This window comes from Actinomadura sp. 9N407 (genome assembly GCF_044326315.1).
Lineage (GTDB): Bacteria > Actinomycetota > Actinomycetes > Streptosporangiales > Streptosporangiaceae > Spirillospora.
The window spans coordinates 58363-84051 of record NZ_JBIRAW010000011.1; the positions used below are offsets into that span (position 1 = coordinate 58363).

22 protein-coding genes and 1 pseudogene are annotated in these 25689 nt (G+C 70.9%); 11 read left to right on the forward strand and 12 right to left on the reverse strand.

What is annotated here, in order from left to right:
• Position 1 precedes the first annotated feature (1 nt).
• The 4 genes from ACH34Q_RS19245 to ACH34Q_RS19260 all read right to left on the reverse strand — a co-directional run bounded on the left by ACH34Q_RS19245 (position 2) and on the right by ACH34Q_RS19260 (position 4615).
• On the reverse strand, positions 2-283 hold the full coding sequence (locus tag ACH34Q_RS19245; protein WP_395984341.1) for a hypothetical protein: 282 nt from the start codon (positions 281-283) through the stop codon (positions 2-4).
• Between the two features lie 143 nt (positions 284-426).
• On the reverse strand, positions 427-1128 hold the full coding sequence (locus ACH34Q_RS19250) for a TetR/AcrR family transcriptional regulator (protein WP_395984342.1): 702 nt from the start codon (positions 1126-1128) through the stop codon (positions 427-429).
• Entirely contained in the window at positions 1125-2861 is a 1737-nt protein-coding gene (locus ACH34Q_RS19255) for an ABC transporter ATP-binding protein (protein WP_395984343.1), read from the reverse strand. Before ACH34Q_RS19255 ends, ACH34Q_RS19250 begins: the two co-directional genes overlap by 4 nt.
• Positions 2858-4615 (reverse strand): ABC transporter ATP-binding protein, encoded by a 1758-nt coding sequence (locus ACH34Q_RS19260; RefSeq protein WP_395984344.1) that lies wholly within the window; start codon positions 4613-4615, stop codon positions 2858-2860. Before ACH34Q_RS19260 ends, ACH34Q_RS19255 begins: the two co-directional genes overlap by 4 nt.
• A gap of 318 nt (positions 4616-4933) precedes the next feature.
• On the opposite strand from ACH34Q_RS19260, the gene ACH34Q_RS19265 reads away from it, so the two are divergent.
• Positions 4934-5386: a Fur family transcriptional regulator gene (locus ACH34Q_RS19265; RefSeq protein WP_395984345.1), complete on the forward strand. Its 453-nt coding sequence runs from the start codon at positions 4934-4936 to the stop codon at positions 5384-5386.
• A gap of 157 nt (positions 5387-5543) precedes the next feature.
• Here ACH34Q_RS19265 and ACH34Q_RS19270 read toward each other — a convergent pair whose 3' ends face one another.
• The 6 genes from ACH34Q_RS19270 to ACH34Q_RS19295 all read right to left on the reverse strand — a co-directional run bounded on the left by ACH34Q_RS19270 (position 5544) and on the right by ACH34Q_RS19295 (position 11250).
• The gene (locus ACH34Q_RS19270) at positions 5544-6638 is read right to left on the reverse strand and encodes a hypothetical protein (RefSeq protein ID WP_395984346.1); all 1095 of its coding nucleotides are present in this window, start codon (positions 6636-6638) and stop codon (positions 5544-5546) included.
• Positions 6639-6831: 193 nt separating this feature from the next.
• Positions 6832-8307: a cytochrome P450 gene (locus ACH34Q_RS19275; RefSeq protein ID WP_395984347.1), complete on the reverse strand. Its 1476-nt coding sequence runs from the start codon at positions 8305-8307 to the stop codon at positions 6832-6834.
• Positions 8304-8936 carry a GTP-binding protein gene (locus ACH34Q_RS19280; RefSeq protein ID WP_395984348.1) on the reverse strand — a complete coding sequence of 211 codons (633 nt, stop codon included), beginning with the start codon at positions 8934-8936 and terminating at the stop codon, positions 8304-8306. The genes ACH34Q_RS19275 and ACH34Q_RS19280 overlap by 4 nt, the downstream gene beginning before the upstream one ends.
• Positions 8917-9288 carry a DUF742 domain-containing protein gene (locus tag ACH34Q_RS19285; RefSeq protein ID WP_395984349.1) on the reverse strand — a complete coding sequence of 124 codons (372 nt, stop codon included), beginning with the start codon at positions 9286-9288 and terminating at the stop codon, positions 8917-8919. Before ACH34Q_RS19285 ends, ACH34Q_RS19280 begins: the two co-directional genes overlap by 20 nt.
• Positions 9285-9710: a roadblock/LC7 domain-containing protein gene (locus tag ACH34Q_RS19290; protein ID WP_395984350.1), complete on the reverse strand. Its 426-nt coding sequence runs from the start codon at positions 9708-9710 to the stop codon at positions 9285-9287. Before ACH34Q_RS19290 ends, ACH34Q_RS19285 begins: the two co-directional genes overlap by 4 nt.
• Positions 9711-9714: 4 nt before the next feature.
• The gene (locus ACH34Q_RS19295; protein ID WP_395984351.1) at positions 9715-11250 is read right to left on the reverse strand and encodes an ATP-binding protein; all 1536 of its coding nucleotides are present in this window, start codon (positions 11248-11250) and stop codon (positions 9715-9717) included.
• 835 nt (positions 11251-12085) lie between these two features.
• Between ACH34Q_RS19295 and ACH34Q_RS19300 the strand changes: the two genes are divergently transcribed.
• Genes ACH34Q_RS19300 through ACH34Q_RS19325 form a run of 6 tightly spaced genes read left to right on the forward strand, consistent with a single transcriptional unit; the run spans position 12086 to position 19141 of the window.
• Positions 12086-13459: an NAD(P)/FAD-dependent oxidoreductase gene (locus tag ACH34Q_RS19300; protein ID WP_395984352.1), complete on the forward strand. Its 1374-nt coding sequence runs from the start codon at positions 12086-12088 to the stop codon at positions 13457-13459.
• 20 nt (positions 13460-13479) lie between these two features.
• A complete protein-coding gene (locus tag ACH34Q_RS19305; protein WP_395984353.1) occupies positions 13480-14727 on the forward strand; it encodes a cation:proton antiporter in 1248 nt (415 codons plus the stop codon).
• An 18-nt stretch (positions 14728-14745) separates the two neighbouring features.
• Positions 14746-16089 carry an NAD(P)/FAD-dependent oxidoreductase gene (locus ACH34Q_RS19310; RefSeq protein WP_395984354.1) on the forward strand — a complete coding sequence of 448 codons (1344 nt, stop codon included), beginning with the start codon at positions 14746-14748 and terminating at the stop codon, positions 16087-16089.
• Positions 16090-16108: 19 nt separating this feature from the next.
• Entirely contained in the window at positions 16109-17281 is a 1173-nt protein-coding gene (locus ACH34Q_RS19315; protein ID WP_395984355.1) for an acyl-CoA dehydrogenase family protein, read from the forward strand.
• Entirely contained in the window at positions 17271-17561 is a 291-nt protein-coding gene (locus ACH34Q_RS19320) for an acyl carrier protein (protein WP_395984356.1), read from the forward strand. Before ACH34Q_RS19315 ends, ACH34Q_RS19320 begins: the two co-directional genes overlap by 11 nt.
• 38 nt (positions 17562-17599) lie before the next feature.
• A complete protein-coding gene (locus tag ACH34Q_RS19325) occupies positions 17600-19141 on the forward strand; it encodes an amino acid adenylation domain-containing protein (protein ID WP_395984357.1) in 1542 nt (513 codons plus the stop codon).
• A 55-nt stretch (positions 19142-19196) separates the two neighbouring features.
• On the opposite strand, the gene ligA is transcribed toward ACH34Q_RS19325, so the two are convergent.
• Positions 19197-21188 (reverse strand): NAD-dependent DNA ligase LigA, encoded by a 1992-nt coding sequence (ligA, locus tag ACH34Q_RS19330; RefSeq protein ID WP_395984358.1) that lies wholly within the window; start codon positions 21186-21188, stop codon positions 19197-19199.
• A gap of 149 nt (positions 21189-21337) precedes the next feature.
• Between ligA and ACH34Q_RS19335 the strand changes: the two genes are divergently transcribed.
• Positions 21338-22729, forward strand: a complete 1392-nt coding sequence (locus ACH34Q_RS19335) for a GntP family permease (protein WP_395984359.1) — start codon at positions 21338-21340, stop codon at positions 22727-22729.
• An 11-nt stretch (positions 22730-22740) separates the two neighbouring features.
• Here the strand turns inward: ACH34Q_RS19335 and ACH34Q_RS19340 are convergent, their stop codons facing one another.
• The gene (locus ACH34Q_RS19340; protein ID WP_395984360.1) at positions 22741-23448 is read right to left on the reverse strand and encodes a FadR/GntR family transcriptional regulator; all 708 of its coding nucleotides are present in this window, start codon (positions 23446-23448) and stop codon (positions 22741-22743) included.
• A 59-nt stretch (positions 23449-23507) separates the two neighbouring features.
• Here ACH34Q_RS19340 and ACH34Q_RS19345 point away from each other — a divergent pair, with 59 nt between their 5' ends.
• The 3 genes and pseudogenes from ACH34Q_RS19345 (at position 23508) to ACH34Q_RS19355 (ending at position 25672) form a co-directional block, all read left to right on the forward strand.
• Positions 23508-24017 (forward strand): gluconokinase, encoded by a 510-nt coding sequence (locus tag ACH34Q_RS19345; RefSeq protein WP_395984528.1) that lies wholly within the window; start codon positions 23508-23510, stop codon positions 24015-24017.
• A gap of 151 nt (positions 24018-24168) precedes the next feature.
• Positions 24169-24414 (forward strand): annotated as a pseudogene (locus ACH34Q_RS19350) (ATP-binding cassette domain-containing protein); the annotation flags it as partial.
• On the forward strand, positions 24365-25672 hold the full coding sequence (locus ACH34Q_RS19355) for a hypothetical protein (protein WP_395984361.1): 1308 nt from the start codon (positions 24365-24367) through the stop codon (positions 25670-25672). The pseudogene ACH34Q_RS19350 and the gene ACH34Q_RS19355, both read left to right, overlap by 50 nt.
• Positions 25673-25689: the final 17 nt, after the last annotated feature.

The window sequence follows — 25689 nt, forward strand, 5'->3', positions numbered from 1 at the left end:
GTCAGAACGTGGTGGGGTACAGCCGCGGGACGAGGGCGCCTGCGTCCAGATCGCCCTCAGCCAGCCAGGACACCACGGCCTCGGCATCGTCACGGGACAGGATCGGCCCGACCCGGATCGCCGGGCCGTTCGGCCGGCGCCTGGTGTCGCAGGGCTGGACGGCCAGATAGGTGCCACTGTCGTGCGTTCCGGCCGACCGGCAGCGCGGCGCGTCCAGCAGGCAGCCGGTGCGCACCAGGACGCCGTGCCGGCTCTGCTTGATGACGGCCGCGAGCCGTGGCATGAGGAGGTCACCCGCGGCGTGGGCCGGACAGCACGGCCCGGCCCCGCAGACGACTACCGTGAACGCCCGATCGGACACCGCGTCCTCCCCGCCACAACCGTGCACGACACTCCCTCCAACATAATGAAAACGGTTATCAATGTCTACCACGTGAGGTGGCGACGACCGCGAGGTCGTACTTCACCTTCGGACTGTTTTCCGAATCTGGCTTCGATGCCTTCGAGTGCGAGGTCCAGCTTCCGGGTGTACCAGTCGAAGGGGGCGCACGCGATGGCGTCGGTCATGGCGGCTCGCACCGCCCGCCTCGTGGGCGGGTCGGTGTCGTCGGGCGCCCAGAGCCGGGCCATGTCCTGGAGCGTCGCCGGGTTGTCGGTGAGTCCGTGGATCATCTCGACGCCGCGGCGGTGGTCGACGGTCAGGTCGATGACCAGGTCGACCGCGAGGACGGCGTCCTCGGCCGTGAAGCCCTGGTCGACGAGGGCGACGGCGATGCCGTCGATGTGGCGCATCATCTCGGCCGGCATCAGGCCCGGCGAGAGTTCGGTGACCACGCCGGGATGCCGTTCCAGCAGTCGCCAGAAGGCGATCGCGTGGGTGCGGAGCAGCGGTCGCCAGGGCGCGGTGAGCGGCGGCCACTCGGTCGTGGTGATGACGTGGTTCCACGCCAGGGCGAGCAGTTCGCCCCTCGTGGGCGCGTACCGGTAGATCGTCATCGTCGATACGCCGATGCGGCGGGCGACCGCGGGGACGGTGATGCCCGCGAACCCTTCCCGCAGAACGGCATCGACGATGTCGCCGATGGCGATCTTGGGCGGGCGCCCGCCCGCTCGCCGTGCGCCGGTCATCGGTGCGGGATCCGCCAGGTACGGGCGGCGTCGAGCGCTCGCCAGTGCGCCGCGTACCGCTGGTCCATGGTGAGAAGTTCGAGGTGGGTACCGCGTTCGACGATGCGTCCGTGCTCGAGGAAGAGTATCTCGTCGGCCGTGGTGACGGTGGACAGCTGGTGCGCGATGACGATGATCGTCTTCTCGTGTCCGAGGGTCTCGATCGCGGCGGCCAACGCCTGCTGGTTCTCCGCGTCGAGGGAGGCGGCGGCCTCGTCGAGAAGGAGGATGGGCGCGTCCTTGAGGAGGGCGCGGGCGATGGCGACACGTTGCCTTTCGCCGCCTGAAAGGCGTGCGCCGCCTTCACCGACCTGGCTGTCCCAGCCCTGCGGCAGAGCGGTGATGACGTCGGTCAGACCGGCGCGCGCCGCGACCTGCTCGAGGTCGGCGTCGCTCGCGTCGGGACGGGCGATGCGGACGTTGTCGGCGAGGGTGCCGGAGAAGAGGTAGTTGTCCTGGAAGACGGGGGCGACCAGGCGATTCAGGTTCTCGGCGCCGATCTGAGGCAGCGGCGTCCTCCCGATGCGGATCGCACCGTCCCGCGGGTCGAAGAAGCGGGCGGCGAGCCGGATGAGCGTGCTCTTGCCCGAGCCCGATGGCCCGACGATCGCGGTGGTGGTGCCGGGCGCGACGGTGAAGCTCACGCCGTCGAGCACCGGGTCTGCGGTGCGGTAGGCGAAGCTGACGTCGTCGAACTCGACGGTCGCGTCGGCCGGGAGCCGGGGTTCGGCCGGTTCGGGGAGCGGTTCGGCGTCCAGGACGGCGTCGACGGCGTCCATCTGCGCGGTGGCGCCGCGGATGACGGTGGCATGGGCGGCGACCTCGCCGAGCGGAGTGACGAGGCGGTTGATGACCGGCAGCGTCGCCAGCAGGGTCGCGAGCGCGAGCGGTTCGGTGACCCCGGCGGCGAACGCGATCACCGTGCCCAGCAGGGCCAGCAGCGCGAGCCGGACCACGACCCCGTTGAGGATGAGGGGCGGCAGGACGAGCCAGAGCTGCCGCCGTTCGGAGCGCGCCTGCTCCTCCAGTGCCCGGTCGAAGTGGTCGATGGCCGACCCTGCCCGTCCGAAGGTGCGCAGCACCGGCTGGGCCTGCGCGAACTCGACCATGCGGTCGCCGGCGTCGGCGGTGGCGCGGTTGACGGCGGCGTCGGCGCGGCGGCCGAGCCTGCCCGCCCACCAGTAGACGGCGGTGACCGCGGGCATGGCCGCCAGCGCGATGAGCCCGATCCGGTGGTCGACGATCACAAGGGCGGCGATGAGCACCAGCGGGACCACGACCGACTTGATCAGAGCGGTCAGCTGCCGCACGGGCAGGGAGAGGATGTCCATGACGCCCTTGCTGAGGGTCAGCCCGAGGGTCCCGGTGTTGGCGGGTGTGAACCATCCCAGCGGCAGGGTGGCGACGTGGTCGCCGATCCGGTAGCGCAGCGTCGAGAGCAGTTCACCCGCCGCGTCGAAGCCCTTGAGGGTCGCCGAGTACTCGATCCGCCACGAGATGGCGGCGAGGGCGCAGAAGCCCGCCAGCCACATGGCGGCCGTCCGGACGTCCCCGGTCAGCAGCGCGCGCAGGATCGGGACGGTGAACGCGAGCGTGATGCCCTGGAGGAGGCTTGAGCACAGTGCCCAGCGCAGGTAGCGGTAGATGAGGGCGGCGTTCTCGGGGCCCAGGTAGCGGGCGAGCCGACGGATCATCGGGGGTGTCCTTCGGTCGGTGCTCGCCGGTCGTGCTGGGCCTGCCAGAGGCGCTGGTAGGAGCCGCCGAGGGCGAGGAGTTCGCCATGGCGTCCCCGCTCGGCGACCCGTCCCCGGTCGAGGACGAGGATCTCGTCCGCGTCGCGGATGGTGTCGAGCCGGTGGGCGATCACGATGACGGTGCGGGAGCGTTCGGTGACCAGCGCCGACAGCGCCGTCTGGATGGCGTGCTCGGATTCGGCGTCCGCGGCCGAGGTGGCCTCGTCCAGGACGAGCACGTCCGGGTCGAGCAGGAACGCGCGGGCGATGCTGATGCGCTGCGTTTCGCCTCCGGACAGGACGGCGTCCTCCCCGTGCACCGAGTCGTAGCCGCGCGGCAGGCGAAGGATGCGTTCATGGATGTTCGCCGCGGCGGCGGCCCGCTGGATGTCCGCGCGGTCCGCTTCGGGGCGGGCCAGGGCGATGTTGTCGGCGATGGTGGCCCGGATCAGCCGGACGTCCTGAAAGACCAGCCCGACCGTACGGAAAAGCTCTTCAGAGGCGATCTGATCCAGCCGGGCGCCGCCGAGCCGGATCTGCCCGGCGGTGGGGTCGGCGTAGCGGAGCATCAACCGCGCAAGGGTCGACTTGCCCGACCCGGACGGGCCCACGATCGCGGTGACGCTGCCCGGCTCGAACGTGGCGGTGACGTCGTGGAGGACCTCCCGGTCCGGCTCGTAGCCGAAGTGAACGTGGTCGAGCTCGAGCCGCGTACCGGACGGGCTCACCGGCTCCGGCGGCTCCGGCATCGGGTCGATCTTGAGCAGCGCGCTCAGCCGCGCGGCCGCGGCCCGTCCCATCTGCAACGCCTGCACGTTCGAGGTCAGGACGCCGACAGAACCCGCCAGCCCGAGGCCCACGAGTGTGAACGGCAGCAGGTCGATCCCGTCCATCCATCCCGCCGCGACGAATCCCGTCCCGGACACGAGCGTCAACGCCAGCAGCGCGACCGGGGCGACCAGCTGGTTCGCGATGGTCTCGGGCGCGATCAGCGGCCGCGACCAGCCGACGAAGAAGGTGGTGAAGCGCTCGACCGCGGCACGGTAGGCGGCATGGGCACGGCCGGTCCGCCCGAAGGTCTTCACGACGGGGATCCCGTCGACGAACTCCACCACGGCACTGTTGACCTCGGCCAGCACGCGGCCGTACTCGTCCATCTGCTGCCCGCTGCCGGCCATCATCCGCCAGTAGATGAGGACGAAGACCGGTAGGGGTGCCACCAGGATCAGCGCGAGCCGCCAGTCGACCACGAACAGGTACGCGTATGCGGCGATCGGCGTCGCGACGGCGCCGGCGATCTCGTTGTAGGAGTGCGCCACGAGGTGGTGCAGCGCGCCGACGTCGTCCTGCATCCCCTGCTTCACCCGCCCGGCCGTGGTGCCGGTGAACCAGCCCAGCGGCGCGGTGCGCAACCGCGCCGCCAGTCGCCGCCGCAGGATCAGCGTCAGGGTGTTGTCGGCCAGGTGCGCGACCAGATCGGCCACGCCCTTCAGCACCAGGCCGGCCGCGAGCAGGACCGATCCGATCAGCAGCGTACGCCAGATGCCCGGGTCGGCCGGGTCCTCGAGCAGCCGCTCGGCGATGAGGGCGCTGACGATGAGCGGCGAGAGGACCAGGGCCGAGGAGACGGCCTGCAACCCCGCCGCCAGCGCGAGCCGACCACGCACCGGCCGCAGCAGCGAGCCGACCGGGCTCGCCCCGGCTACGCCGGCCATGACCGAAGAATGAGAACCGTTTTCATGATCAGGATTATGATATGCACCTAACACAACCGCAAGGGATAACTGAGAATGATTGTCATTCATGCTCGGTGTCCCGAACGTGGCGCTGCCCCCGGGAGACGGTGGACGACCTCCAACGCCCCGTCCGTCCCCCGGCGGCCGACAGTGACCGTCCGGACGGCTTCTCCCTCCGCACCGGCGTACGCGCGGCCGGGCGAAGGCGCATGCGGCAAGTTGGTACCGTGCTATCGGCTGATTCAAGGCAGGTCAGACGTCGAATCGAATCGACACAGATCGGGCAGAGCGCGCATCATGACAGCAGCTTCATCCCACGGTCCCGCACAGCGGACGTCCGCCACGGGCGCGGGGACACGCGTCCCGGGGACGCGGCAGGGAGTGATCATCGGTCAGGCGCTGGCAGACCTACCGGAGTTCCGCAGCGCCCAGGACATCCACGGTGAGCTGCGGCGCCGTGGTGAGCGCATCGGGCTCGCCACCGTCTACCGCCATCTGCAGATTCTCCGGCAGAACGGTGTCGTCGACGCGATCCAGGACCAGGGCGGCGAGACCCTCTACCGGCGCTGCGAGACCAGCACGCATCACCATCATGTGACCTGCCGCCGCTGCGGGTACAGCGTCGAGGTCGAGGGCCCGGCGATCGAACGCTGGGCCGAGCGCGTCGCCACCGACGCCGGCTTCACCGAGGTCGAACACATGGTGGAGATCTTCGGCATCTGCCCCGCCTGCGCCCGCCAGAGCGGCTGACCACGTCACCTCCGGACGCGGGTTCTCCGTCGGTCGTCCGGCCGGGTCGAGGAGCTCTGCGAACGGGTCGTCCACGGCGGTCGCCGGTTCACCTGGAGCCAGGAGGCCTGGACCTCATCGTTGTCCAGATCGGGGCTTGGGCCGCCCGTTCGGGGAGTCACGAACGCCTCCAGACCGTGCCCGCCTGGGTGCCTGCCCAGACGGTGGTGGTGTGGGGCACGCGGGTCATCGAGTAGGCGGTCACCACGGAGGGCGGGACGGCGCGTGTCCAGGAGGTGCCGTCGAAGTGCAGCAAGTGGGTGGGGTCGAACGGCGTGGACAGCCAGACGCCGCGCCGACCGTCGGAGGCGATCGAGCCGAGGAAGCCGACCGCGGACGCCGGGCGTACCCCGCCGGCCGGGTCGGCTGGGCCCGGAAGCGGATGCACGGTGAACTCCGACCCGTTCCAATGGTGCAGCGTCGGCGGCCGGAACAGCGGGTGCTGCTCGAGCGCGTAGAACCAGACGTCGTCGCGGGCCACGTACTCGATCTGCAGGATCCAGTGGGCCCAGGTCGTCCCCCACGGGATGCGCGTCCAGTCCGTGCCGTCGAAGTGCCACAGCGGGGTCGGAGCGGTCTGCGACTCCCCTATTCCGCCGGCCCAGACGTCCGAAGCGCTTCGCGCGGCGATGGCGTTGAGCCCGAAGGGCCGGGGCACGGTGAGCGATTCCGCCCACCGGCCGTTACGCCGTACGGACACCGTCGTGGCGTCCCCGCCGACCCCGGTCGCCCACAGCCCACCGGCACGGTCCACGTCGATGGCATGGAGTTGCCGGCCGGCGGGACCGGGCACCGTCGTCCAGCGGCGTCCGTTCCAGCGCAGCAGGTCGGTGCGCTCTTGGGCGTTCGGGCCCGAGGCCAAGGCCCAGGCACTGGCGGCGTGCAGGGCGCGGATATCGCTGACGCCGGCCAGTCCCTCGGGCAGCGCGGCTCGCGTCCAGCCGCGCGGGGTCCGATGCAGCATGACGGCGCGCGAGTCCGGCTGGAACGCGTTCTCGGTGCCGCCGGTGAACACGTGCCACGGGTCTGGAGCGGCGATGCCGAGCAGGTGGCTCCGGCCCGACAGCGGCGGGACCGGCACGTCGGCCCACTCGCCTGATGGCGAGGCGGCGCGCGCGGTACCGGTCAGCGGCCCGGTGGTGGCGGCGCCGAGCAGCGCGGTGCCACCGAGGATGACGGCGCGGCGGGACGGGAGGGAGATCGGTCGGTCCACGGGGGCTCCTTGGCCGGCGGAGAATCGATGCCAGTATTAAGTGGCAAGATGCTCGAATCCATCCCCTGGCCTGATGCGGTCGTCTCAGCACCGCCCAAGGACGCCGGGTGGAGCCTTCACCGCCTGGCCCAGGGTGCCCGTGACGGCACCTCGGACGTGAGCCTCGGCTCCGGGCGAGATGCCGACACGTGGATCACCCACGGTGGCGTCGCAGACGGCGTCGCAACACCGTCCACCAGGTCGCGGATCGCGCCTCCACCGCAGGCCGGTGAGCGGTGTACGGTACGCCACCGGTTTTTCCCCCGGCCACGGAATCGTCGGTCTCGCGGATCCGCCCGCGTTCGCCCGCCCCGGCCTCCGCCGGCGGGACCACGGCCGACGGGGGCCGGGGAGCGAACGTGACGGGAAGCGAGGCGAGGCGGCGGGTCATCCAGGCCGTGTCCCAGTGCAGTTCGTCATCGGGCACGCCCAGGCCGAGATCGGGAAGCCGCGCGAACAGGGTGTCGAGCCCCGTCTCCACGATGCTGCGGCTGAGCTCCTGGCCGGGGCACTCGTGCGAGCCGCCACCGAAGGCGAGGTGGGAGCGGTTCCCGAACAGCGAGGCGGACAGATCCGGCCGGATGGCGGGGTCCCGGTTGCCCGCGGCCAGGCCGAGCAGCAGGAGGTCCCCGGCCTTGATCTGCTGTCCCCCCAGTTGCGTGTCGGCGATGGCCCACCGTCCAGGCACCAGCCGGAACGGTGGCTCGTCCCACAGGATCTGTTCCACGGCGTCGGCCATGGTCATGTGACCGCCCGCCAGGTACGCCCGGAAACGGGGGTCGGTGAGCATCATCCGGATCGTGCTCGCGATCAGGCTGACCGTGGTCTCGTTGGCGATGATGAGAGTCGGCCGCAGGTTCTGCACCACCTCCCCGTCGCTGAGCCCGGCGCTGTGGCCGAGCAGCCAGGAGGTGAGGTCGTTCCCGGGGGCGTTCCGCTTCCCCGCCACGACCTGCGTCAGCGTCCGCATGATCTGCTCGCTGCTCTCGACCGCCGTCTTCGCCCCGGTCACGATGTCCTGCGTCGCCTTGACCAGGGCGGGACCGGCCTCGTCCGGCATGCCGAGGAGCCGTGCCATGACGAGGATGGGCAGGTGCTGGGCGAACCGGGGGATCAGATCGGCCTTCCCCTCGGCGCAGAACCCGTCGATCAGCCGGTTGGCGATCTGCATGACATGACGGCGTACGCCGCGCCGGTTCAGGCCGCCCAGGCTGTCGTTGAACGCCGACCGCAGCCTCCGGTGCTCGTCACCGTCGGTGAACCGCATGATCGGGCCCCACTGCGTCGTCGGCCGCAGCGGCGAGTCCGCGGGGACCCGGTCCTCGACGTACAGGTTCCAGATCCGGGAGTCACGGGTGAAGCGGGTGGTGGTACGGGCGACCTCCAGGTTCTCCCGGTGGCCGAGGACCAGCCAGGCGGGGAGGTCATCGGCCAGCAGGACCGGCGCCACCGGCCCGTGCCGGGCACGGAGCCGCTCGTAGGCGGGCATGGGATCCGCCACGACGTCCGGGGAGAACAGGTTCACCAGGCCGTCGTCGCCGTGGAACGCGTGTGCCGGGCACTGCGGCGGCGGCTGGGCGGTGCCGGCGGTCTCGGGCTCTGCGGGATCGGGTACGGGGGGCACGATCATCGCTCCTGGTTCGTATCGATGAGGGTGTACAGGTAGCGCATCAGCACCAGCAGGGTGTCGCGGCTGGAAACGCGCTCACGGGCGTCGCACTCGACGATGGGCACGGACGGGGGAAGGTCCAGGGCCGCCCGGATCTCGGCCGTCGGGTGTACGGGAGCATCGGGAAAGCCGTTGACGGCCACGATGAACGGGATCCCCCGGTCCTCGAGCCGGCCCAGTACGTCGAAACTGATCTCCAACCGCCGGGTGTCGATCAGGACCACCGCGCCCAGCGCGCCGTCGAACAGGCCTTTCCACAAGAACCAGAACCGCTCCTGCCCGGGGGTACCGAACAGGTAGAGCACCAGTTCCTCGTTGAGACTGATCCGGCCGAAGTCCATCGCCACGGTGGTCTTCGTCTTGGTCTCCACGCCCGCGACGTCGTCCACGCCGCGGCTGACCTCCGTCATGGTCTCCTCGGTGGTCAGCGGCCGGATCTCGCTCACCGACCCGACCATGGTCGTCTTCCCGACTCCGAAGCCTCCGACGATCACGACCTTGACCGCCGTCGCGGCCGTGGCGAGCAGGGCGTCCTCGGCCGAGGGCCCGGGCCGCTTCTCGTATCGCGTCTCAGATTCTGGAGAGCCCATGGATCACCGCCTCCAAAAGTGCAGCGTCGGGCCGGGGCGCCGCGCGCATGGGCGCCCGCGCTTCCACCCGTCCCGTGGCCATCAGATCGGTGACCAGCAGGCTGACCGTGCTGGCGGGCAGGGACAGGTGGGCGGAGATCTCGGCGACCGACAGCGGATTGGCGCACATGTGGAGGATGGCGGCCGATTCCGGAGGCGTTCCCGGCTCGGGGCCATGGCGCGTCACGATCAACGTGACGAGATCGAGCGGGATCTGCTCGGCCGGCCGGTAGCCGCTCCCCGTGACCACGTAGAGCCGTTCCGGGCCGCCCTCGGCCCAGTCCTGCCGGGCTTTCCCGTGGGGATCGTTCATACGCCCGACCCGCTCGAACGCGGCGCGCTGGTCAGATGCTCACCGATACGCGCCACCAGGTCGCGCATGCGCTGCCCCATCAGCCCCGCGTCCACCCCCTCGTCGGCCATCACCGCCAGGTAGGCGCCCTGGGCCGCCGCCATCAGGTAGAAGAAGCCGACGTCGATCTCGATCACCACCAGGCGCATCCGGCCCGCACCGTCCGGGAACTCGGCGGCGATCGCCGACGCCAGGCTCTGCAGCCCGGAGCAGGCCGCCGCGATGCGGTCGGCGACGTCCGCATCGCTGTCCGGTTCCTGCACCGTGCTCAGTCCCGCGATGCTCAGCCCGTCCGATGAGAGCACCACGACGTGGCGTATCTGGGGAACACTGGTCGCCAGGTCCCTGAGCATCCAGTCCATGTTCTGCCGATACTGGGTCATGTGGTCATTCATCCTCACCCGACGACGGGCCGTTCTGCGCGTCCTCGGCGTCGTTCGGGAGAAGCTTTCCGGAGATGCCGTCGTGGAAGTCGGCCAACCACATTCCGGGCTCCATGGACCCGGACTCCTCCTTACCGCGCGAGGATCGCGACGCGTCCGTACCAGCGGGCCGGGCACCGGCCCGCGCAGCACCGGGCGGCTGGGCACCGGCGGACACCGGAGCGCTGCGGCGACGGCGCTGCGGCAGCCCGTTGGCACCGCGTGAGAACGACTCCGCCACCTCTGGGGCGCTGACCCCGCTCGGACCGGTCGGCGGCTGGGCGGCCCTCGGCCGCAGTGACGGCACCGAGCCGGCCCGGGCGATCTGGCCACCGGGAACGGGAGACACGGTGAGCAGGTCCTTCGGCACGGTCAGCACCGCGCGGACTCCCCCGTAAACGGACGGGCGAAGGGCCACCGTGAAGTGGTTCACCCACGCGAGCCGGCCGACGACGGCCAGGCCGAGCCGCGGCGTCTCGCCCAGGTCGTCCAGGTCCAGCCCCGCGGACCCCGACGCCGCCCTCGCCAGCGCCCGCTCCGCCCGGACGCGGGCCTCGTCGGTCAGGCCGATCCCCGCGTCCTCGATCTCGACCGCCACACCGGCGTGCACCTCGGTCGCGGTCAGGTGGACGCGGGCATGCGGCGGCGAGTAGCGGGTCGCGTTGTCCAGCAGTTCGGCCAGTGCGTGGATCAACGGCTCCACGGCCGGTCCGACGACCGCGAACTCGGCCACCGAGTGCAGATCGACGCGGTCGTAGTCGATGATGCGGGACATCGCGCCCCGGAGCACGTTGAACAGCGGCACGTCCAAGCGCCACTGGCGGCCCGGCCGTGCCCCGCCCAGGACGGCGATGCTGTCGGCGAGCCGTCCGACCAGCGCGGTGCCGTGATCCAGATGGAGCAGGTCATCGTAGACCTCGCGATTCGTGCCATGCCTGTCCTCCATCTCCCGCAGGTCGACGGCCTGCTGGTGGACGATGGCCTGCACGCGGCGGGCGATGTTGACGAAGGCCCGCTGGGCGGAGTCGCGCAGCCCCTCCTGCGCCTCCACGGCGTCGATCACCGATCGCAGCACCGCCTCGTGGGCGGCTCCCAGCTCAGGCCCGAGCCGGGGGTGCGGGGTGAGACCGCTCAGCGCCTCGTCCACGAGCGCGCCCTGCTGGAGGCGTTCCACCGCCGCGGGCAGCAGTTGCGTGGCGAGGCGGAAGGTCTCGCCCATGTGCGCCTCGAGGTGGCCCTTGAGTGCCTCCTGCTCAGCGGCGTGCCTGCTCCGCAGCATGTCGGCGGTGCGCGCTCCGCGCGCGCCCTCCCCCAAGACCAGGAAGGCCGCCACCACGCCGCACACCGCGACGGCCGTCCCCGTGTCGCCGGACAGCAGCCACGCCGCGACCGCGCCGGCGAGGAGCACGACGAGGGGAACGGCGACGAGCGCGGCGAGGGGAGGCAGCCACCAGGGGACGACGAACGGCCGGCCTCCGGACGGCGAACCGGATCGAGCCATGGACACATCCTTAATCGGCTTAAAGGAAATGACGCCCTTTTGCCAGGACACAATTGCACAGGCGCGAAGGAAACACCCGAAGGCGTCATCATCGGACATCTACCCGGGGCGTTTGATGCTATCCACACCGCTCATTACGCTGCAAGCGACTTGCGCCATACCGATGACACTCCCAGTGATCTGTGGTGGTTTGTTCGATTGGTCGCCTCACATGCATTTCCGTCACGGTAGGGGCGCGAACGTGGCGGGCAAATCAGGTCGAAACCGGAAAAATCGACGGCCATGCGTGTGATCAATTCGGATGTTCGTCGATGTGATCGGAAATTCCTCAGGGCATCGCCGATTCACCGCGAAATGATCACCTGGAGATCGTTCCTGCTGGAGCAGATCTTTCGTCGAGTGGCCGATGAGGCGGGCGAGGCGGGTGAGCCGGTCGAGATCGTCTCGAGGTCCCCGTGATCCCCGGCGGCCGGCGGGCCAGCCCGACACCGGCACGAACACCAGGTCGATGCACAGGCAGCCGGTCCGACCATTTTAGGGCCGCCAATTAAACCCGGTATATGTTGCCTGTAACTGATCTTCCGCGCACACCGAGTACCGTCGCGCCGCATCTCGGTTCCCGAACTCCGCGCCGCCACTGAGGGTCACCGCCAGGACTGCCCGAGAATGTCACCACATGGGATATATGCGCCATGGAGCCGCAGCGGCAACATGTGATGACACCACGCACGTAGCACCTGTTCTGGCCCTTCAGAGGGATCCGGTCCGCGCAGAACGTGCGAGGTCTCTCGTCCTTGCCGTGCTGGCTGCGGGGTCATGCTGAAGGGGCAGGAACATGGAGAAGTCTGTGTTGGTCGTGGGGGGCGGCCCGGCCGGCAGCACCGCTGCGGCGTTGCTCGCCCGGGCGGGACTGAGGGTCCGCCTCTTCGAGCGCGAGGTCTTCCCGCGCTATCACATCGGCGAGTCGCTCGCTCCGTCGTGCCGTGCGGTGCTGGAACTGTCGGGGGCCGGACCCGCGGTCGCCCGCCACGGTTTCCAGATCAAACGAGGCGGCTTGTTCCGGTGGGGCGCCGAGGACTGGGGCGTGGACTGGTCCGGCAACTTCGGCCCGCAGGTCTATTCCTGGCAGGTGGACCGCGGCGACTTCGACCGGCTGCTGCTGGACAACGCGCGGGCTCAGGGAGTCGAGGTCATCGAGGGGGCGCATGTCCGGCAGGTGCTGTTCGAGGAGTCGCGGCCGACCGGCGTGGTCTGGACGCGCCAGGGTCACGACGAGCAGCTGACGGCTCGGGGCGACTTCCTGATCGACGCCTCCGGCCGGGCCGGGCTGCTGTCGACCCGGTACCACCGGGACCGCACGCCGCACGAGGTGTTCCGCAACGTGGCGATCTGGGGGTACTGGCAGGGCGGTGAGACCCTGCCGGGATCGCCGGAGGGCGGTCTCAACGCCATCTCCTCACCGGACGGCTGGTACTGGGTGATCCCGCTGGCCGGGGAGAGGCTCAGCGTGGGATTCGTGACCCACCGCGACACCTTCCAGGCGCGCAGGCCCGACCACGCGACGCTTGAGGAACTGCTCCTGGCCTTCGTCCAGGAGTCGGACACGGTCAGCGCGCTGGTGTCCAAGGGCGAGTTCCAGCCGCCGGTCAGGGTCGAGCAGGACTACTCCTATGTCGCGAAGCGGTTCTGCGGGCCAGGGCATGTGGTCCTGGGGGACGCGGCGTGCTTCCTGGACCCCCTGCTGTCCACCGGTACGCACCTGGCGATGTTCAGCGCCCTGGTGGGAGCGGCCACGGTCACCGCGATCCTGGACGGCACGGTGGCGGAGGACGAGGCCCTCGGCTTCTTCGACCATTCCTACCGCCGGGCCTACCACCGGTTCCTGCGCCTGGTGTCGTTGATGTACCAGCAGTACCGCGGCAAGGAGACCTACTTCTGGGACGCACAGCGGCTGGTCAGGGACGGCGACCGCTACCACGCACCGGTCGGCGCGTTCGCGAAGATCATCTCCGGGCTCAGCGATCTGCAGGACACCGGCTACACCCCGGGCTGGGCGCCGGCCGAAGGCGCCGGCCCGGCACCGGACACGGCCCCGCGGGGGCACGCCGCGGGTACCGCCGTGCGGTCCATCGTCGATCCGGCCACAGGGCTGCGGCTGGTGACGGACCCGCGGCTGGGCCTGGCGCGCATCGGCGACGGCCCGGCGTGAGCGGAACGAGACTCTGACCGATGAGCGGCTCCGCGCACCAGTTCGCGATGTTCGTCCTCGCCCTGGCCGTGATCCTCGTGGCCGCCCGTGCCGCGGGCGTCGTGGCACGGCGGCTGGGCCAGCCGGCCGTGGTCGGTGAGATCATCGCCGGGATCGCGCTGGGACCGACGCTGCTGGGCGGCCAGGTATCGACCGTCCTCTTCCCCGCGGACATCCGCCCGTCCCTCGCCACGGTGGCGAACCTCGGCCTGGCCCTGTTCATGTTCTCCGTCGGCCTGGACCTGGACTGGGAGACGTCGCGCCGGGTGCTCAGGACGGCCGTGCCGGTCGCCGTGGGGGCGATGCTGCTTCCGTTCGTCCTGGGGATCGCGCTCGGCCTCTTCCTGATCGAGCGCTATCCCAGCGACCACCCGGCGGTGTTCGTCGCCTTCCTGGGCGTGGCGATGTCGGTGACGGCCTTCCCGGTGCTCGCGCGCATCGTCGACGACAACGGCTTGAGCCGGACGGACTTCGGGGTCCTGGCCCTGTCGAGCGCGGCCATCTGCGATGTCGTGGCGTGGTCGGCGCTGGCCGTCCTGCTGGCGGTGGCCGGGGCGGGCGGACCGAACCCGTGGTCGCTCCTGCTGGTCGTCCCGTACGCGTGGGTGATGTTCCGCGTCGTCCGGCCGGTCCTGCGCGGCATGGCCGAGCGGGCCGAGCGCTCTGACCGCTGGGCCTGGTGTCTGACCGGGGCGGTGCTGGTGGGGCTGCCACTGTCGAGTCTGGCCACCGAGGGCATGGGACTCCACTTCGTCTTCGGGGCGTTCCTGTTCGGTGCGGTCATGCCCCGCACAGGTTCCGGGGCGCCGGGCACGGCATGGTGCGGCCGGTGCCTGCCGTTCGTCCTGCCCGTGTTCTTCGCCGTGGTGGGCTTGGGAGTGGACCTGTCAGGGTTCCCGATCACCCGGTTGTGGGACATCGCTCTGATCGTCGCGGTGGCGGCGGCGGGCAAGCTCCTCGGCGGGTTCGCCGGGGCGCGGCTCCGCGGCCTGGACGTCCGGCGGTCCAGCGCCCTGGCGGTCCTCATGAACACGCGGGGGCTGGCCGAACTGGTCGTCCTCGCGGTGGGCCTGCGGCTCGGCGTCCTCGGCAACGACCTGTACTCCCTCATGGTCGTGATGGCGGTGGCGACCACCGTGATGACGGGTCCCCTGCTCCGCCTCGTCCACCTGGAAAGGGCACCGGAGAAGGTGCCCTCGCCCGTACCCACGCTCGTTCCAGATCCGTGACACATCAAGGAGGACGCCATGGCAAAGACCGATTTCGATGTGGCGATCATCGGCGGCGGACCGGCGGGCTCGACCACCGCCTCGTACCTGGCCAAGGCCGGCCTGTCCTGCACGGTGCTGGAGAGCGCGGCCTTCCCCCGGCCGCACGTCGGGGAATCGCTCGTCCCGGCCACGACCCCGGTGCTGGACGAGATCGGCGCGCTGCGCGCCGTGGACGCGGCCGGTTTCCCTCGCAAGTACGGGGCGGCCTGGACCTCGGCGGTCTCCCCGGACGTGCCCACCCTGGGTTTCGACCTGCCGCACGGGTTCCGTGAGGCGAGCACCCGGTTCAGCGAACGCGACCAGCCGGGCGTCCATCAGGACTACACCTACCACGTGGACCGCGGCGTGTTCGATCTGCTGCTGCTCGAGCACGCGGCTTCGCTCGGCGCGCGGGTCCACCAGCGCGCGAGGGTGCGCGGCGCCGACCTGTCCGGACCGAACCCGAGGCTGACCGTCGGCATGGGCGGCCGGGACGTCGACATCACGGCCCGAGTGATCGTCGACGCCAGCGGCCGCAACACGTTCCTGGGCAACCGGCTCCGCCTCAAGGTTCCGGACCCGGTCTTCAACCAGTACGCCATCCATACCTGGTTCGAAGGGCTGGACCGGACCGCGGTCGCCGTCACCAAGGACAAGGCGACGTTCATCTTCATTCACTTCCTGCCCCTGATCGACACCTGGGTGTGGCAGATCCCGATCACCGAGACGATCACCAGCGTGGGCGTGGTCACCCAGAAGTCCCGGTTCGCGGCCTCGCGTTCCGACCGGGAGTCGTTCTTCTGGGAGTGCATGGCGAGCCGGCCCGAGCTCCTCGCGGCGCTGAAGGGCGCCGAGCGGGTCCGCCCGTTCCGGCATGAAGGCGACTACAGCTACGGGATGCGGCAGATCTGCGGCGACGGCTGGGTCGCCGTCGGCGACGCGGCGCGGTTCGTCGATCCGATCTTCTCCAGCGGCGTCAGCGTCGCACTCAACGGTGCCCGCCTGGCCGCTCAGGACATCATCGCGGCCGCGGAGACCGGAGACTTCACCAAGCCGGGCTTCGCGAACTACGAGACCCTGATGCGCCGCGCGATGCGCAACTGGTACGAGTTCATCTCCATCTACTACCGGCTCAACGTCCTGTACACGGCGTTCGTGCAGGACCCGCGCTACCGCCTGGACATGATCCAGATGCTGCAGGGCTGCTTCTACGACGAGGACGAGCCCGCGGCGCTGAGGAAGATGCGCGTCGTCACCCGGCAGGTCGAAGAGAACCCCCGGCACCTCTGGCACCGCTATCTCGGCAGCCTGCGCGCTCCCGCCATGGAACCCGGGTTCTGAGCGGCGGGCAGGTGAGCCGATGGATTTCGAACTCTCCGCGGAACAGCGGGCACTGCGCGAGTCGATCGTCGAGTTCGCGCGGGCACAGCTCAACGACGACCTCGCGTCCCGCGACGAGCAAGGCCTGTTTCCCGCGCGCAACTGGGTGAAGTGCGCCGAGCTGGGGCTGACGGGGTTACCGGTGCCGCGGGCGTACGGAGGCTCGGAGGCGGACGCCACGAGCACCGTCGTGGCCCTGGAGGCCTTGGGCTACGGCTGCCGGGACAACGGCCTGATCTTCTCGTTGAACGCGCACCTCTGGGCGTGTACCGCGCCGCTGGCACGCTTCGGCAGTCCCGGGCAACGCGAGCGGTACCTGCCCCCGATCTGCGCCGGGTCGCTGATCACCGCGCATGCCATGTCCGAGGCCGGATCGGGCTCCGACGCGTTCGCGCTGCGTACCGTCGCACGTCAGGACGGTGCCGGCTTCCGCCTGGACGGCGCCAAGGCCTTCGTCACCAACGCGCCGATCGCCGGGCTGTTCCTCGTCTTCGCCAGCACCGACCTGAGCCGTGCCTTCGCGGGGGTCTCGGCGTTCCTGGTCGAGGCGGACGCGCCGGGCCTCCACATCGGCCGGCCCATCGCCAAGATGGGACTGCGGACCTCTCCGATGGCCGAGGTGTCCTTCGACGGTTGCCCCGCCGTTCTCCTCGGGCCCGCCGGAGCGGGAATGCCGATCTTCACCTGGGCGATGGAGCGGGAACGCGCCTTCATCCTCGCCGGGCCGGTCGGCACCATGCGGCGGAACCTGGAGCGCTGCCTCGTCCACGCGCGGGAACGGGAGCAGTTCGGACAGCCGATCGGCGCGTTCCAGGGGGTCGCGCACCGCCTGGTCGACATGCGCCTGCGCCATGAGTCCGCACGCCTCCTCCTGTACCGCCTGGCGTGGTCGATCGACCAGGGCCGACCGGTCCGGATGGAGTCGGCCCTGGCCAAGCTCCACCTCGCGGAGAGCATGGTCGCGTCCGGTCTGGACGCGGTCCAACTCCACGGCGGCTACGGCTATCTGGCCGAGTACGGGCTGGAACGCGACCTGCGCGACGCGGTGGCCGGCCGGCTGCACTCCGGCACCTCGGAGATCATGCGCGACGAGATCGCCCGCCTGATGGGTGTGGGCGCGGGCACGCAGAAAGGACGGCACGATGACGAATGACGTGGCCACCGTGGTGCAGGGCTTCATCCTCGACCGGATGGGGCGGCCTGGGCTGCGGGGCGACCTGGACCCCGACGGCTCGCTCATCGACGAGCAGGTCCTGGACTCCCTCGGGGTCCTGGAGGTCGCCTCGTTCCTGGAGCAGCACTACCTCATCGAGGTCGACCCGGTGGAGCTGGTCGCCGACAACTTCGAGAGCCTCAACAAGATCGCCGGCTTCGTGGCGCGCAAGCTGGCCGAGCCGGGCCGAGACCCGGACGCCGTACGGAGCACGCCGTGAGGAGGGCCCCGTGAGGAGAGCGCCGTGAGGAGAGCGCCGTGCTGCACCGGCTGCTGAGCGAGGCCGCCGCGAACCATCCCGGCGAGGTGGCGCTCGTCGACGGCGACCGTGTCCTGACCTACGCCGACCTCGATCGCGCGGTGAACCGGCTTGCCCGCGTCCTGCGCGAAGCCGGGGTGCGGCGGGGCGACCGCGTCGCCATCCTGCTGGACAAGTCCGCCGAGGCGATCGTCTCGATCTACGGTGTGCTGGCGGCCGGGGCGGCCTATGTGCCCCTCGACCCGCACGCCCCGCCCGCGAGGCATCGGCAGATAATCGCGGATTGCTCTCCCCGTCTGCTGCTGTGCGGGAACACGGACGACACCGGAACGTCAGGCGGGGATTCGGCCGGGCAGACACGCGTCCTTCGCGTCGCGGGTGTGTGCGCCGAAGAGGCCGCGACATCCTCGGTGTCCTCGGCTCCCTTGCGGATGGAGGCCGACGGGGACGACCTCGCCTACATCCTCTACACCTCCGGTTCGACCGGGGGGCCCAAAGGGGTGGCTCTCACCCACCGCAACGGGCTCGCCTTCGTCCGCTGGGCGGTCGAGGAGTTCACCGTCACCGGCACCGACCGGCTGGCCTCCCTTGCCCCGCTGCATTTCGACCTGTCGGTCTTCGACGTCTTCGCCTCGGCCGCCGCGGCGGCCGCCCTCGTCCTCGTCCCACGCCGCGTCACGGTCTTCCCCGCCGAACTGGCGGGTTTCGTCCGGAATCAGCGGATCACCGTGTGGTACTCGACACCCTCGGTCCTGACCCTGCTTCTGCGGTACGGCCGTCCCGCCCTCCGCGACCTGGCCGGGCTGAGAGTGATCCTTTTCGCCGGCGAGGTGTTCCCAGCCCCGCGCCTGGCGGAGCTGGCGGAACTCGCGCCGCACGCCCGCCTGGCGAACCTGTACGGGCCGACGGAGACCAACGTGTGCACCTGGACGCAGGTCCGGCGGCCGGTCGACCCGGCCGCTCCCGTCCCGATCGGCCAGCCGATCCCAGGCGTGTCGACCGCCGTGATCGGCGATGACGGAACGCCGGTGGGGCCGGACGAGATCGGCGAACTGTACGTGCGGGGCCCCACGGTGATGCGCGGATACTGGAACGACCCGGGCCGCACCGAGCGGGCCCTGGTCCGCCTGCCGGGCACCCAAGGCCTCTCCTACGCCACCGGCGATCTCGTCCGGGTCGACGGCACCGGTGTCCACCATTTCCTCGGACGGCGCGACGACCAGATCAAGAGCGCCGGGCACCGGATAGAACTCGGCGAGGTCGAGACCGTGCTCCACGGCCACCCTTCGGTCGCGGAATGCGCGGTCCTGGCCGTCCCCGACCCGGACATCACCAACAGGATCGTCGGGTGCGTCGTGGCTCCCGGGGTCTCCGCGGCCGAGCTCGCCGGGCACTGCGCCCAGCACTTGCCGCCCTACATGGTTCCGCACCGCTTCGAACTGCTCGACTCACTTCCCAAGACCTCCACCGGCAAGACCGATCGTCGCAACCTGCGGGACCTGGCCGCCGGGTCCGCCCCACATGCGGAGACGAGACCATGACGCGCCCCTGCCGCCTTCGGGCTTCCGGCCGATCGGCTTCGCGTGCCCGATGCGTTCAGATGACTCCGGCTTCGGCCAGCCAGCGCCACAGCTGGTCCTGCTGGACGACGGTGACCCCGAGCTTGTCGGCCTTGCCGGTCTTGGCGGCGCCGACGTTGTCGCCGGTGAGCAGGTAGTCGGTGCCGGCCGAGACCGACGAGGCGGTCGTCGCGGCCGCCTGCTCGACCAGGCGCGTCACGTCCGGCCGGCTGATCTTGGCGCCCGAGCGCGGGTCGGTGAACGCACCGGTGATCACGACCGATGTGCCCTTGAGCGGCGAGTCGCCGGCGGCCGCCGCGTCGAGCGGCCGGTCCTCGTCCAGCACATCGAGGTCCACGCCGCGCTCGCGCAGCGCCGCGATCTCTTCCTGGACCTGGACGCGGGCGAAGAAGGCCACGATGCTCTCGGCGGCCTTCGGCCCGATATCGCGGATCGCCACCAGGTCCTCGGCCGTCGCCGCCGCGATGTCCTCGATGCGCTCGTACCCGGCCAGGCACAGGCGCTTGGCCGTGCCCTCGGAGGCCATCGGGATGGCCAGCCCGATCAGTGCGCGCCGCAGCCCCATGCCCTTGGAGGAGGCGATGGAGTCGACCATGTTCCCGGCGCTGACCTCGCCCATCCGCTCGTAGCCGAGCAACTGCTCGGTCGTCAGGTCATAGAAGTCGCTGCGGCGCTTGAGCACGCCGTCCTCGGCGAGCTTCTCGATCCAGGTGTCGCCGACGCCCTCCATGTCGGCCGCCTGGCGGGAGGCCCAGTGCATCAGCCGGCGCGTCGCCTGCGCCGGGCACTGCAGGTTCACGCACCAGCGCTCCTCGCCGGTGCCGCGGACCTCCAGCTCGGAACCGCATGACGGGCAGTGCTCCGGCGGGACGATCTCGAGCTGGCTCCCATCGCGCAGTTCCGGCAGGGACCGGCCCGCGAACGGGATCACATCGCCGCGCCGCACAACCGCCACCGTGTCGCCGATCCGCAGGTCGCGCTCGCGGATGAGCCGCGGGTTGTGCAGGGTGATGTTCTCCACCGTCACGCCGCCGACGAACACCGGCGCGACCTTCGCGCGCGGGGGGACGCGGCCGATCTTGCCGACCGGCCACTCGACCGACAGCAGCGTCGTCAGCTTCTCCTCCGGCGGGTACTTGAACGCGATCGCTCCGCGCGGCTCGGCGCTGTTGAAGCCCGCCGCGTCGAACGCCGCCGGCTCGTGCAGCCGTACGACCGCGCCGTCGATGTCATGGTCCAGCCCGTCGCGGCGGCCGCCGATCCGGTGGATCGCGTCCAGCACCTCCTCGGCGCTCGCGCACACGTACTCGGCGACCGGCTCGAAACCCGCTGGAACCTCGACCGCGCTGCCGTCGCGATCAGCGCCGAACGCGAAGAACCGCAGCAGCCGGTTGGCCTTCGCGCCCGCCTCGGGGTCCTTCAGCACCAGTGTCCCGGCGGCGCCCGACCGCGGGTTGGTCAGCGTCCGGTCGGGGTGCGCCTCGTTATAGGCGGACCACACCGACCGCAGCATCACCGCCTCGCCGCGGACCTCGACGCGCCCGGGCGCGTCGATCTCGGTCGGCAGGCCCGGAATCACGTGGCGTACCTTCTCGGTCACCAGCTCGCCGACCGTGCCGGTGCCGCGTGTGGCGACGTAGTCGAGCCTTCCGTCGGCGTACACGACGCTGAGCGAGAGCCCGTCCAGCTTCTCCGACACGCGGAAGACCTGGCCACCGAACCGCTCGCAGAACGCGCGGATCTGCTCATCGCTCGTGGCCTTGGCCAGCGAGAGCATCGGGCGCGCGTGCCGCACGGTCGGGCCGGTCAGCTCCGCCGGCGCGTTGACCTTGCCCAGCGGGCTGTCGGCCGGCTCGAGCTCCGGATGCTCGGCGACGAGCGCCGCCAGCTCGTCCTTCAGCGCGTCATAGTCGGCGTCCGGCAGCGGGCTGTCGCCGGTGCCGTAGTACAGATCGTTCAGCCGCTTGACCTCTGCGGTCAGCTCAGCGATGCGCTCTCCAACGTCCACCCCTCGATTAAACGCGATGGCACCGACATCCCTCGCCACGCACGTCCTGGCAGCGACCGTCCGCGGCGGGGCTTGTGAAAGGTAGTACCTTTGCTGCAGGGTGTGCGTACGCGCCCGAGACCGGCCGGGCGGAATGTATCGGAGTTGCCGTGGAAGCGATCGAACCCCAGTTCGGCACCCTCACGCTGTTGCTGATCGCGGCAGGCGCGGTGGCGGTGCTGCTGTTCTTGATCATGAAGGTGAAGCTGCACGCCTTCATATCCCTGGTCCTGGTGAGCGTGCTGACGGCCGTCGCCGTCGGCTTCGAGCCCGGCGACATCCCCGACGTGCTGATGTTCGGTTTCGCCGACACCATCGGCTCGGTGGCCCTGCTGGTCGCCTTCGGCGTCATGCTCGGCCGGCTGCTGGAGGTGACCGGCGGCGCGCAGACGCTGGCGGACACGCTCATCGGGCGGTTCGGTGAGAAACGGGCCCCCTTGGCGCTGGGGGTCGCGTCCCTGCTGTTCGGGTTCCCGATCTTCTTCGATGCCGGGCTCGTCATCTTCGTCCCGATCATCCTCACCGTCGCGCGGCGCTTCGGCGGGTCCGTGCTCTACTACGCGCTGCCCGCGGCGGGCGCGTTCGCCGCGATGCACGCGCTCGTTCCGCCCCACCCCGGGCCCGTCGCCGCGGCGAACCTGATCGGCGCCAACGTCGGGCTCACGCTGCTCGTCGGCATCCCGATCGCGGTGCTGGCCTGGTACGTCGGCGTCATGCTGGTCTCCCGCTTCCTCGCCGCGAGGATCAACGTCTCGCTGCCAGACGTGATCTTCGGCGAGATAGAGGACGGCAAGAACCCGGAGGAGCCCGACTGGCGGGCGCCGTCCTTCGGCACGGTCCTCACCCTGCTGCTCATCCCGCTGGTGCTGATCTCCTTCAACACGGTGCTCACGACGCTGGTCGAGACCGGCGTGCTCGCCGAGGGGCAGGGCTGGGTCGACTACCTGAGCCTGATCGGCATCACCCCGGTGGCCCTGATGATCACCGTCATCGTCGCGATCCTGGTGCTCGGCCGGCCCAACGCGTCGATGGCCACCATCACCAAGATCGTCGACCAGGCGCTCGGCCCGGTCTGCGCCATCATCCTGATCACCGGCGCGGGCGGCATGTTCGGCGGGGTGCTGGAGCTGAGCGGCATCGGCGACGCGCTGAGCGGCAGCCTGTCCGATCTCGGCATCTCCCTGATCCTGCAGGCCTTCATCATCGCGACCCTGCTGCGCGTCGCGCAGGGCTCGGCCACCGTCGCGCTGACCACCACCGGTGGGCTGATCGCGGGGGCGGTCGGCGAAGCCGACCTGAGCGACTTCAAGCTGACCCTCCTCGTGGTCGCCATCGCGGCGGGGGCCACCGTGCTCTCGCACGTGAACGACTCCGGCTTCTGGCTGGTGAGCCGGCTGTTCGGGATGGACGAGAAGACCACGCTGAAGACGTGGACGGTCCTGGAGACGACGCTCGGCCTGTCGGTGTTCGCGATCGCGTCGGTGCTGTGGCTCGTCACCTGAGCCCGGCCGGGTCAGCCGGCCGGGGCGCCGTCCCCGGCCAGCCGGCCCACCTCGTCGGCGACCTCGACGCAGATCGCCGTCATCGCGGCCCTGGCGACCTCGGGCTCGCGACCGGCGACGGCCTCGGCCACCACGAGATGGAGCCGGCGTGCCTCGAGCTTGGGCCGCGCCGGCATCAGATGATGGAGCGTGCGCCCGCGCAGCACCTCCTCGACGACGTCGGCGAGGCCGGCGAACATCACGTTCCCCGAGGCATCGAGCAGCAACCGGTGATAGGCGATGTCGTGTTCGAGGAACGTGGCCAGGTCGCCGGCCGCGCCCGTCGCCTCCATCGCCGCCCCGAGCTCGACGATCCGCTCCCGCTGGCCGGCGTCCGCGTACCGGGCGGCCAGCGCGGCGGCGGGCGGTTCGATCGCGGTACGCAGCTGCGAGAGCTGGCGCAGCTGCGTGCCCCGCTCCGGCCCGTCGAGCCGCCACCTGATCACGGCGCGGTCGTAGGAGTCCCACTCGTTCCTCGGCAGCACCGTGACGCCGGTCCGCCGGCGACTGGTGACCAGCCGCATCGACGCGAGCACCTGCACCGCCTCCCGGGCGACCGTTCGCGACACGCCGAACTCCTGCTGCACCCACTCCAGGTTGACCTTCGACCCGGGGGCGAGGGACCCCGAGATGATCAATGGCCCCAGCTTGGCGAGGACCTCCTCGTGCAGCGTCGACATGGTCGCCAGCGTACCCGCGGACGGAGAATCCCTTGATCACAAGCTTTCACGTCGTCGTGATGGGGGTGTCCGGCTGCGGCAAGAGCACGATCGCGCGGCACCTCCGGGACGAGCTCGGGCTGCGGATGGCCGAGGCCGACGACTTCCACCCGCCCGCGAACATCGCGAAGATGTCCAGCGGCGAACCGCTGACCGACGACGACAGATGGCCGTGGCTCGAGGCACTCGCCCGCTGGACGGCCGACCAGCAGGCCACCGGGACGTCCACGGTCCTCGCCTGTTCGGCCCTCAAGCGGTCCTACCGCGACGTGCTCCGCCGCCCCGTACCGGACACCTACTTCCTCCACCTGCACGGTGCGGAGGAACTGCTGCACCAGCGGATGCAAGGCCGCGAGCACTTCATGCCGCCCGCGTTGCTGCACTCCCAGTTCGAGACCCTGGAGACCCTCCAGCCGGACGAGCGCGGCGCCACCCTGGACGTCGCGCCGCCCGTCGACGTACTGGTCCGGCAGGCCGCACAGCTCATCCGGCCGCTCATTCCGGCCGGTCCCGGCACGACGGGCGGCTGAGACCCTCCCGGCCGTCCGGCCTGCTGGACACCTGGACGCGGAAGATCACCCGGATCACCGACCACACCAGGGGCGCGGCACGGTGACCGTTCCGGTCCACCGACAGCCGGGTGTGCGCCGTCTGTGCGGGACGGACGGGACGGTGGGGAGCATGACGCATGTGTTCGAGGCCGCTGGCCTCGTGAAGAGATTCGGCAAGACGACCGCACTGGCGGGCATCGACATGAACGTCCGGGCGGGCGAGGTGCTCGGATTCCTCGGCCCGAACGGGGCGGGCAAGAGCACCACGATCCGGATCCTGCTCGGACTGCTGCGCGCCGACGCGGGCACCGTCCGTCTCCTCGGCGGTGACCCCTGGCGGGAGGCGGCCAAACTGCGCCGGCGCGTCGCGTACGTCGGTCAAGGGGCTGTACGGGACCGAGGCGTCCCGCATCGACTACGCGGACACGGTGGCGGGGAGCCCTTCCACGGCGGTGTTCAGCGGGCCTGGCTACGGGACCACCACGCTCGGCGGCATCTCCGTCGCCGAGGCCGGGATGATGCTGATGCTGCTCCTCGCGCTGCCGGGCCTGCTGCTGGTCGTCCGGCACACCCGCGCGGAGGAGGAGAGCGGGCGCGCGGAGCTGGCGGGCGCGGCGCTCGCGGGACGGCACGCGCGGCCGGCGTCGGCGCTGCTCGCGGTCGGCGCGGCGGAGCTGGTCATCGCGGTTCTCGTGACCGGCGTCCTGCTCGGTACGGGATTGCCGGCCGCGGGCTCGGTGGCGTTCGGGCTGGCCCTCGGTGTCACCGGGTGGACGTTCGCGGCGGTGGCGGCGGTTACCGCGCAGGTGTTCGCGCACGCGCGTACCGCGACAGGTGCGGCGGTCGCTGTGTTCGGGGCGGCGTTCGCGTTGCGCGCCGCCGGGGACGCGGCGGGTGCCGGGGTACTGTCGTGGCTGTCACCGCTCGGCTGGGTGTACCGCGTGCGCCCGTACGCGGGCGAGCGGTGGTACGTCCTCGCACTGCCCGCCGCCGCGACGCTCGTGCTGGTCGCGGTCGCGATCGCGTTCGGGATGCGGCGTGACGTCGGCGCCGGGCTCGTTCCGGCGCGGCTCGGCCGCGCCGAGGCGGCGGCGGGGCTGGCGTCCGCGTACGCGCTGGCCGCCGTGCTGCGGCTGCGCTCGGAGGAGACCGCGCTGCGCGCCGAGCCGCTCCTGGCGACCGGCGTCTCGCGAGCCCGGTGGGCGGCGGGTCACCTGCTGCCCGCGGTGGCGGGCACGGCGGTGGTACTGGCCGTCGCGGGCCTGACCGTCGGGGTCGTGCACGGCCTGCGCGTGGGCGACCTCGCAGGGGAGGTCCCGCGCCAGCTCGGCGCGGCGCTCGTCCAGCTTCCCGCGGCGCTGGTCCTGGCGGGCGTCGCGGTGGCGGTGTACGGCGCCGTTCCTCGCCTCACCGGTACGGCCTGGGCCCTCGGGGCGGCGGCGCTGGGAGTCAACCAGCTCGGCGGCCTGCTCGATCTGGACCAGTGGCTGCTGAACCTGTCGCCGTTCACGCACACGCCGAAGCTGCCCGGCGGTGACTTCAGCGTCCTGCCACTGCTCGGGCTCGCACTCCCGGCCGTCGCGTTCGCCGCCGTGGGCCTCAGCGCGCTGAGGCGCCGCGACCTGGCCGCGTGAGCCTGGGGAGTGGGCGC

Excerpts from the sequence above, each read along its gene's own strand:
- ACH34Q_RS19245 (WP_395984341.1), bottom strand. The coding sequence starts at position 283 with ATGCCACGGCTCGCGGCCGTCATCAAGCAGAGCCGGCACGGCGTCCTG.
- ACH34Q_RS19280 (WP_395984348.1), bottom strand. The coding sequence starts at position 8,936 with ATGGGCTCTCCAGAATCTGAGACGCGATACGAGAAGCGGCCCGGGCCC.
- ACH34Q_RS19295 (WP_395984351.1), bottom strand. The coding sequence starts at position 11,250 with ATGGCTCGATCCGGTTCGCCGTCCGGAGGCCGGCCGTTCGTCGTCCCC.
- ACH34Q_RS19310 (WP_395984354.1), top strand. The coding sequence starts at position 14,746 with ATGGCAAAGACCGATTTCGATGTGGCGATCATCGGCGGCGGACCGGCG.
- ACH34Q_RS19290 (WP_395984350.1), bottom strand. The coding sequence starts at position 9,710 with ATGACCCAGTATCGGCAGAACATGGACTGGATGCTCAGGGACCTGGCG.
- ACH34Q_RS19255 (WP_395984343.1), bottom strand. The coding sequence starts at position 2,861 with ATGATCCGTCGGCTCGCCCGCTACCTGGGCCCCGAGAACGCCGCCCTC.
- ACH34Q_RS19260 (WP_395984344.1), bottom strand. The coding sequence starts at position 4,615 with ATGGCCGGCGTAGCCGGGGCGAGCCCGGTCGGCTCGCTGCTGCGGCCG.
- ACH34Q_RS19340 (WP_395984360.1), bottom strand. The coding sequence starts at position 23,448 with ATGTCGACGCTGCACGAGGAGGTCCTCGCCAAGCTGGGGCCATTGATC.
- ACH34Q_RS19320 (WP_395984356.1), top strand. The coding sequence starts at position 17,271 with ATGACGAATGACGTGGCCACCGTGGTGCAGGGCTTCATCCTCGACCGG.
- ACH34Q_RS19275 (WP_395984347.1), bottom strand. The coding sequence starts at position 8,307 with ATGATCGTGCCCCCCGTACCCGATCCCGCAGAGCCCGAGACCGCCGGC.
- ACH34Q_RS19265 (WP_395984345.1), top strand. The coding sequence starts at position 4,934 with ATGACAGCAGCTTCATCCCACGGTCCCGCACAGCGGACGTCCGCCACG.
- ACH34Q_RS19250 (WP_395984342.1), bottom strand. The coding sequence starts at position 1,128 with ATGACCGGCGCACGGCGAGCGGGCGGGCGCCCGCCCAAGATCGCCATC.
- ACH34Q_RS19315 (WP_395984355.1), top strand. The coding sequence starts at position 16,109 with ATGGATTTCGAACTCTCCGCGGAACAGCGGGCACTGCGCGAGTCGATC.
- ACH34Q_RS19300 (WP_395984352.1), top strand. The coding sequence starts at position 12,086 with ATGGAGAAGTCTGTGTTGGTCGTGGGGGGCGGCCCGGCCGGCAGCACC.
- ACH34Q_RS19285 (WP_395984349.1), bottom strand. The coding sequence starts at position 9,288 with ATGAACGATCCCCACGGGAAAGCCCGGCAGGACTGGGCCGAGGGCGGC.
- ACH34Q_RS19345 (WP_395984528.1), top strand. The coding sequence starts at position 23,508 with ATGGGGGTGTCCGGCTGCGGCAAGAGCACGATCGCGCGGCACCTCCGG.
- ACH34Q_RS19305 (WP_395984353.1), top strand. The coding sequence starts at position 13,480 with ATGAGCGGCTCCGCGCACCAGTTCGCGATGTTCGTCCTCGCCCTGGCC.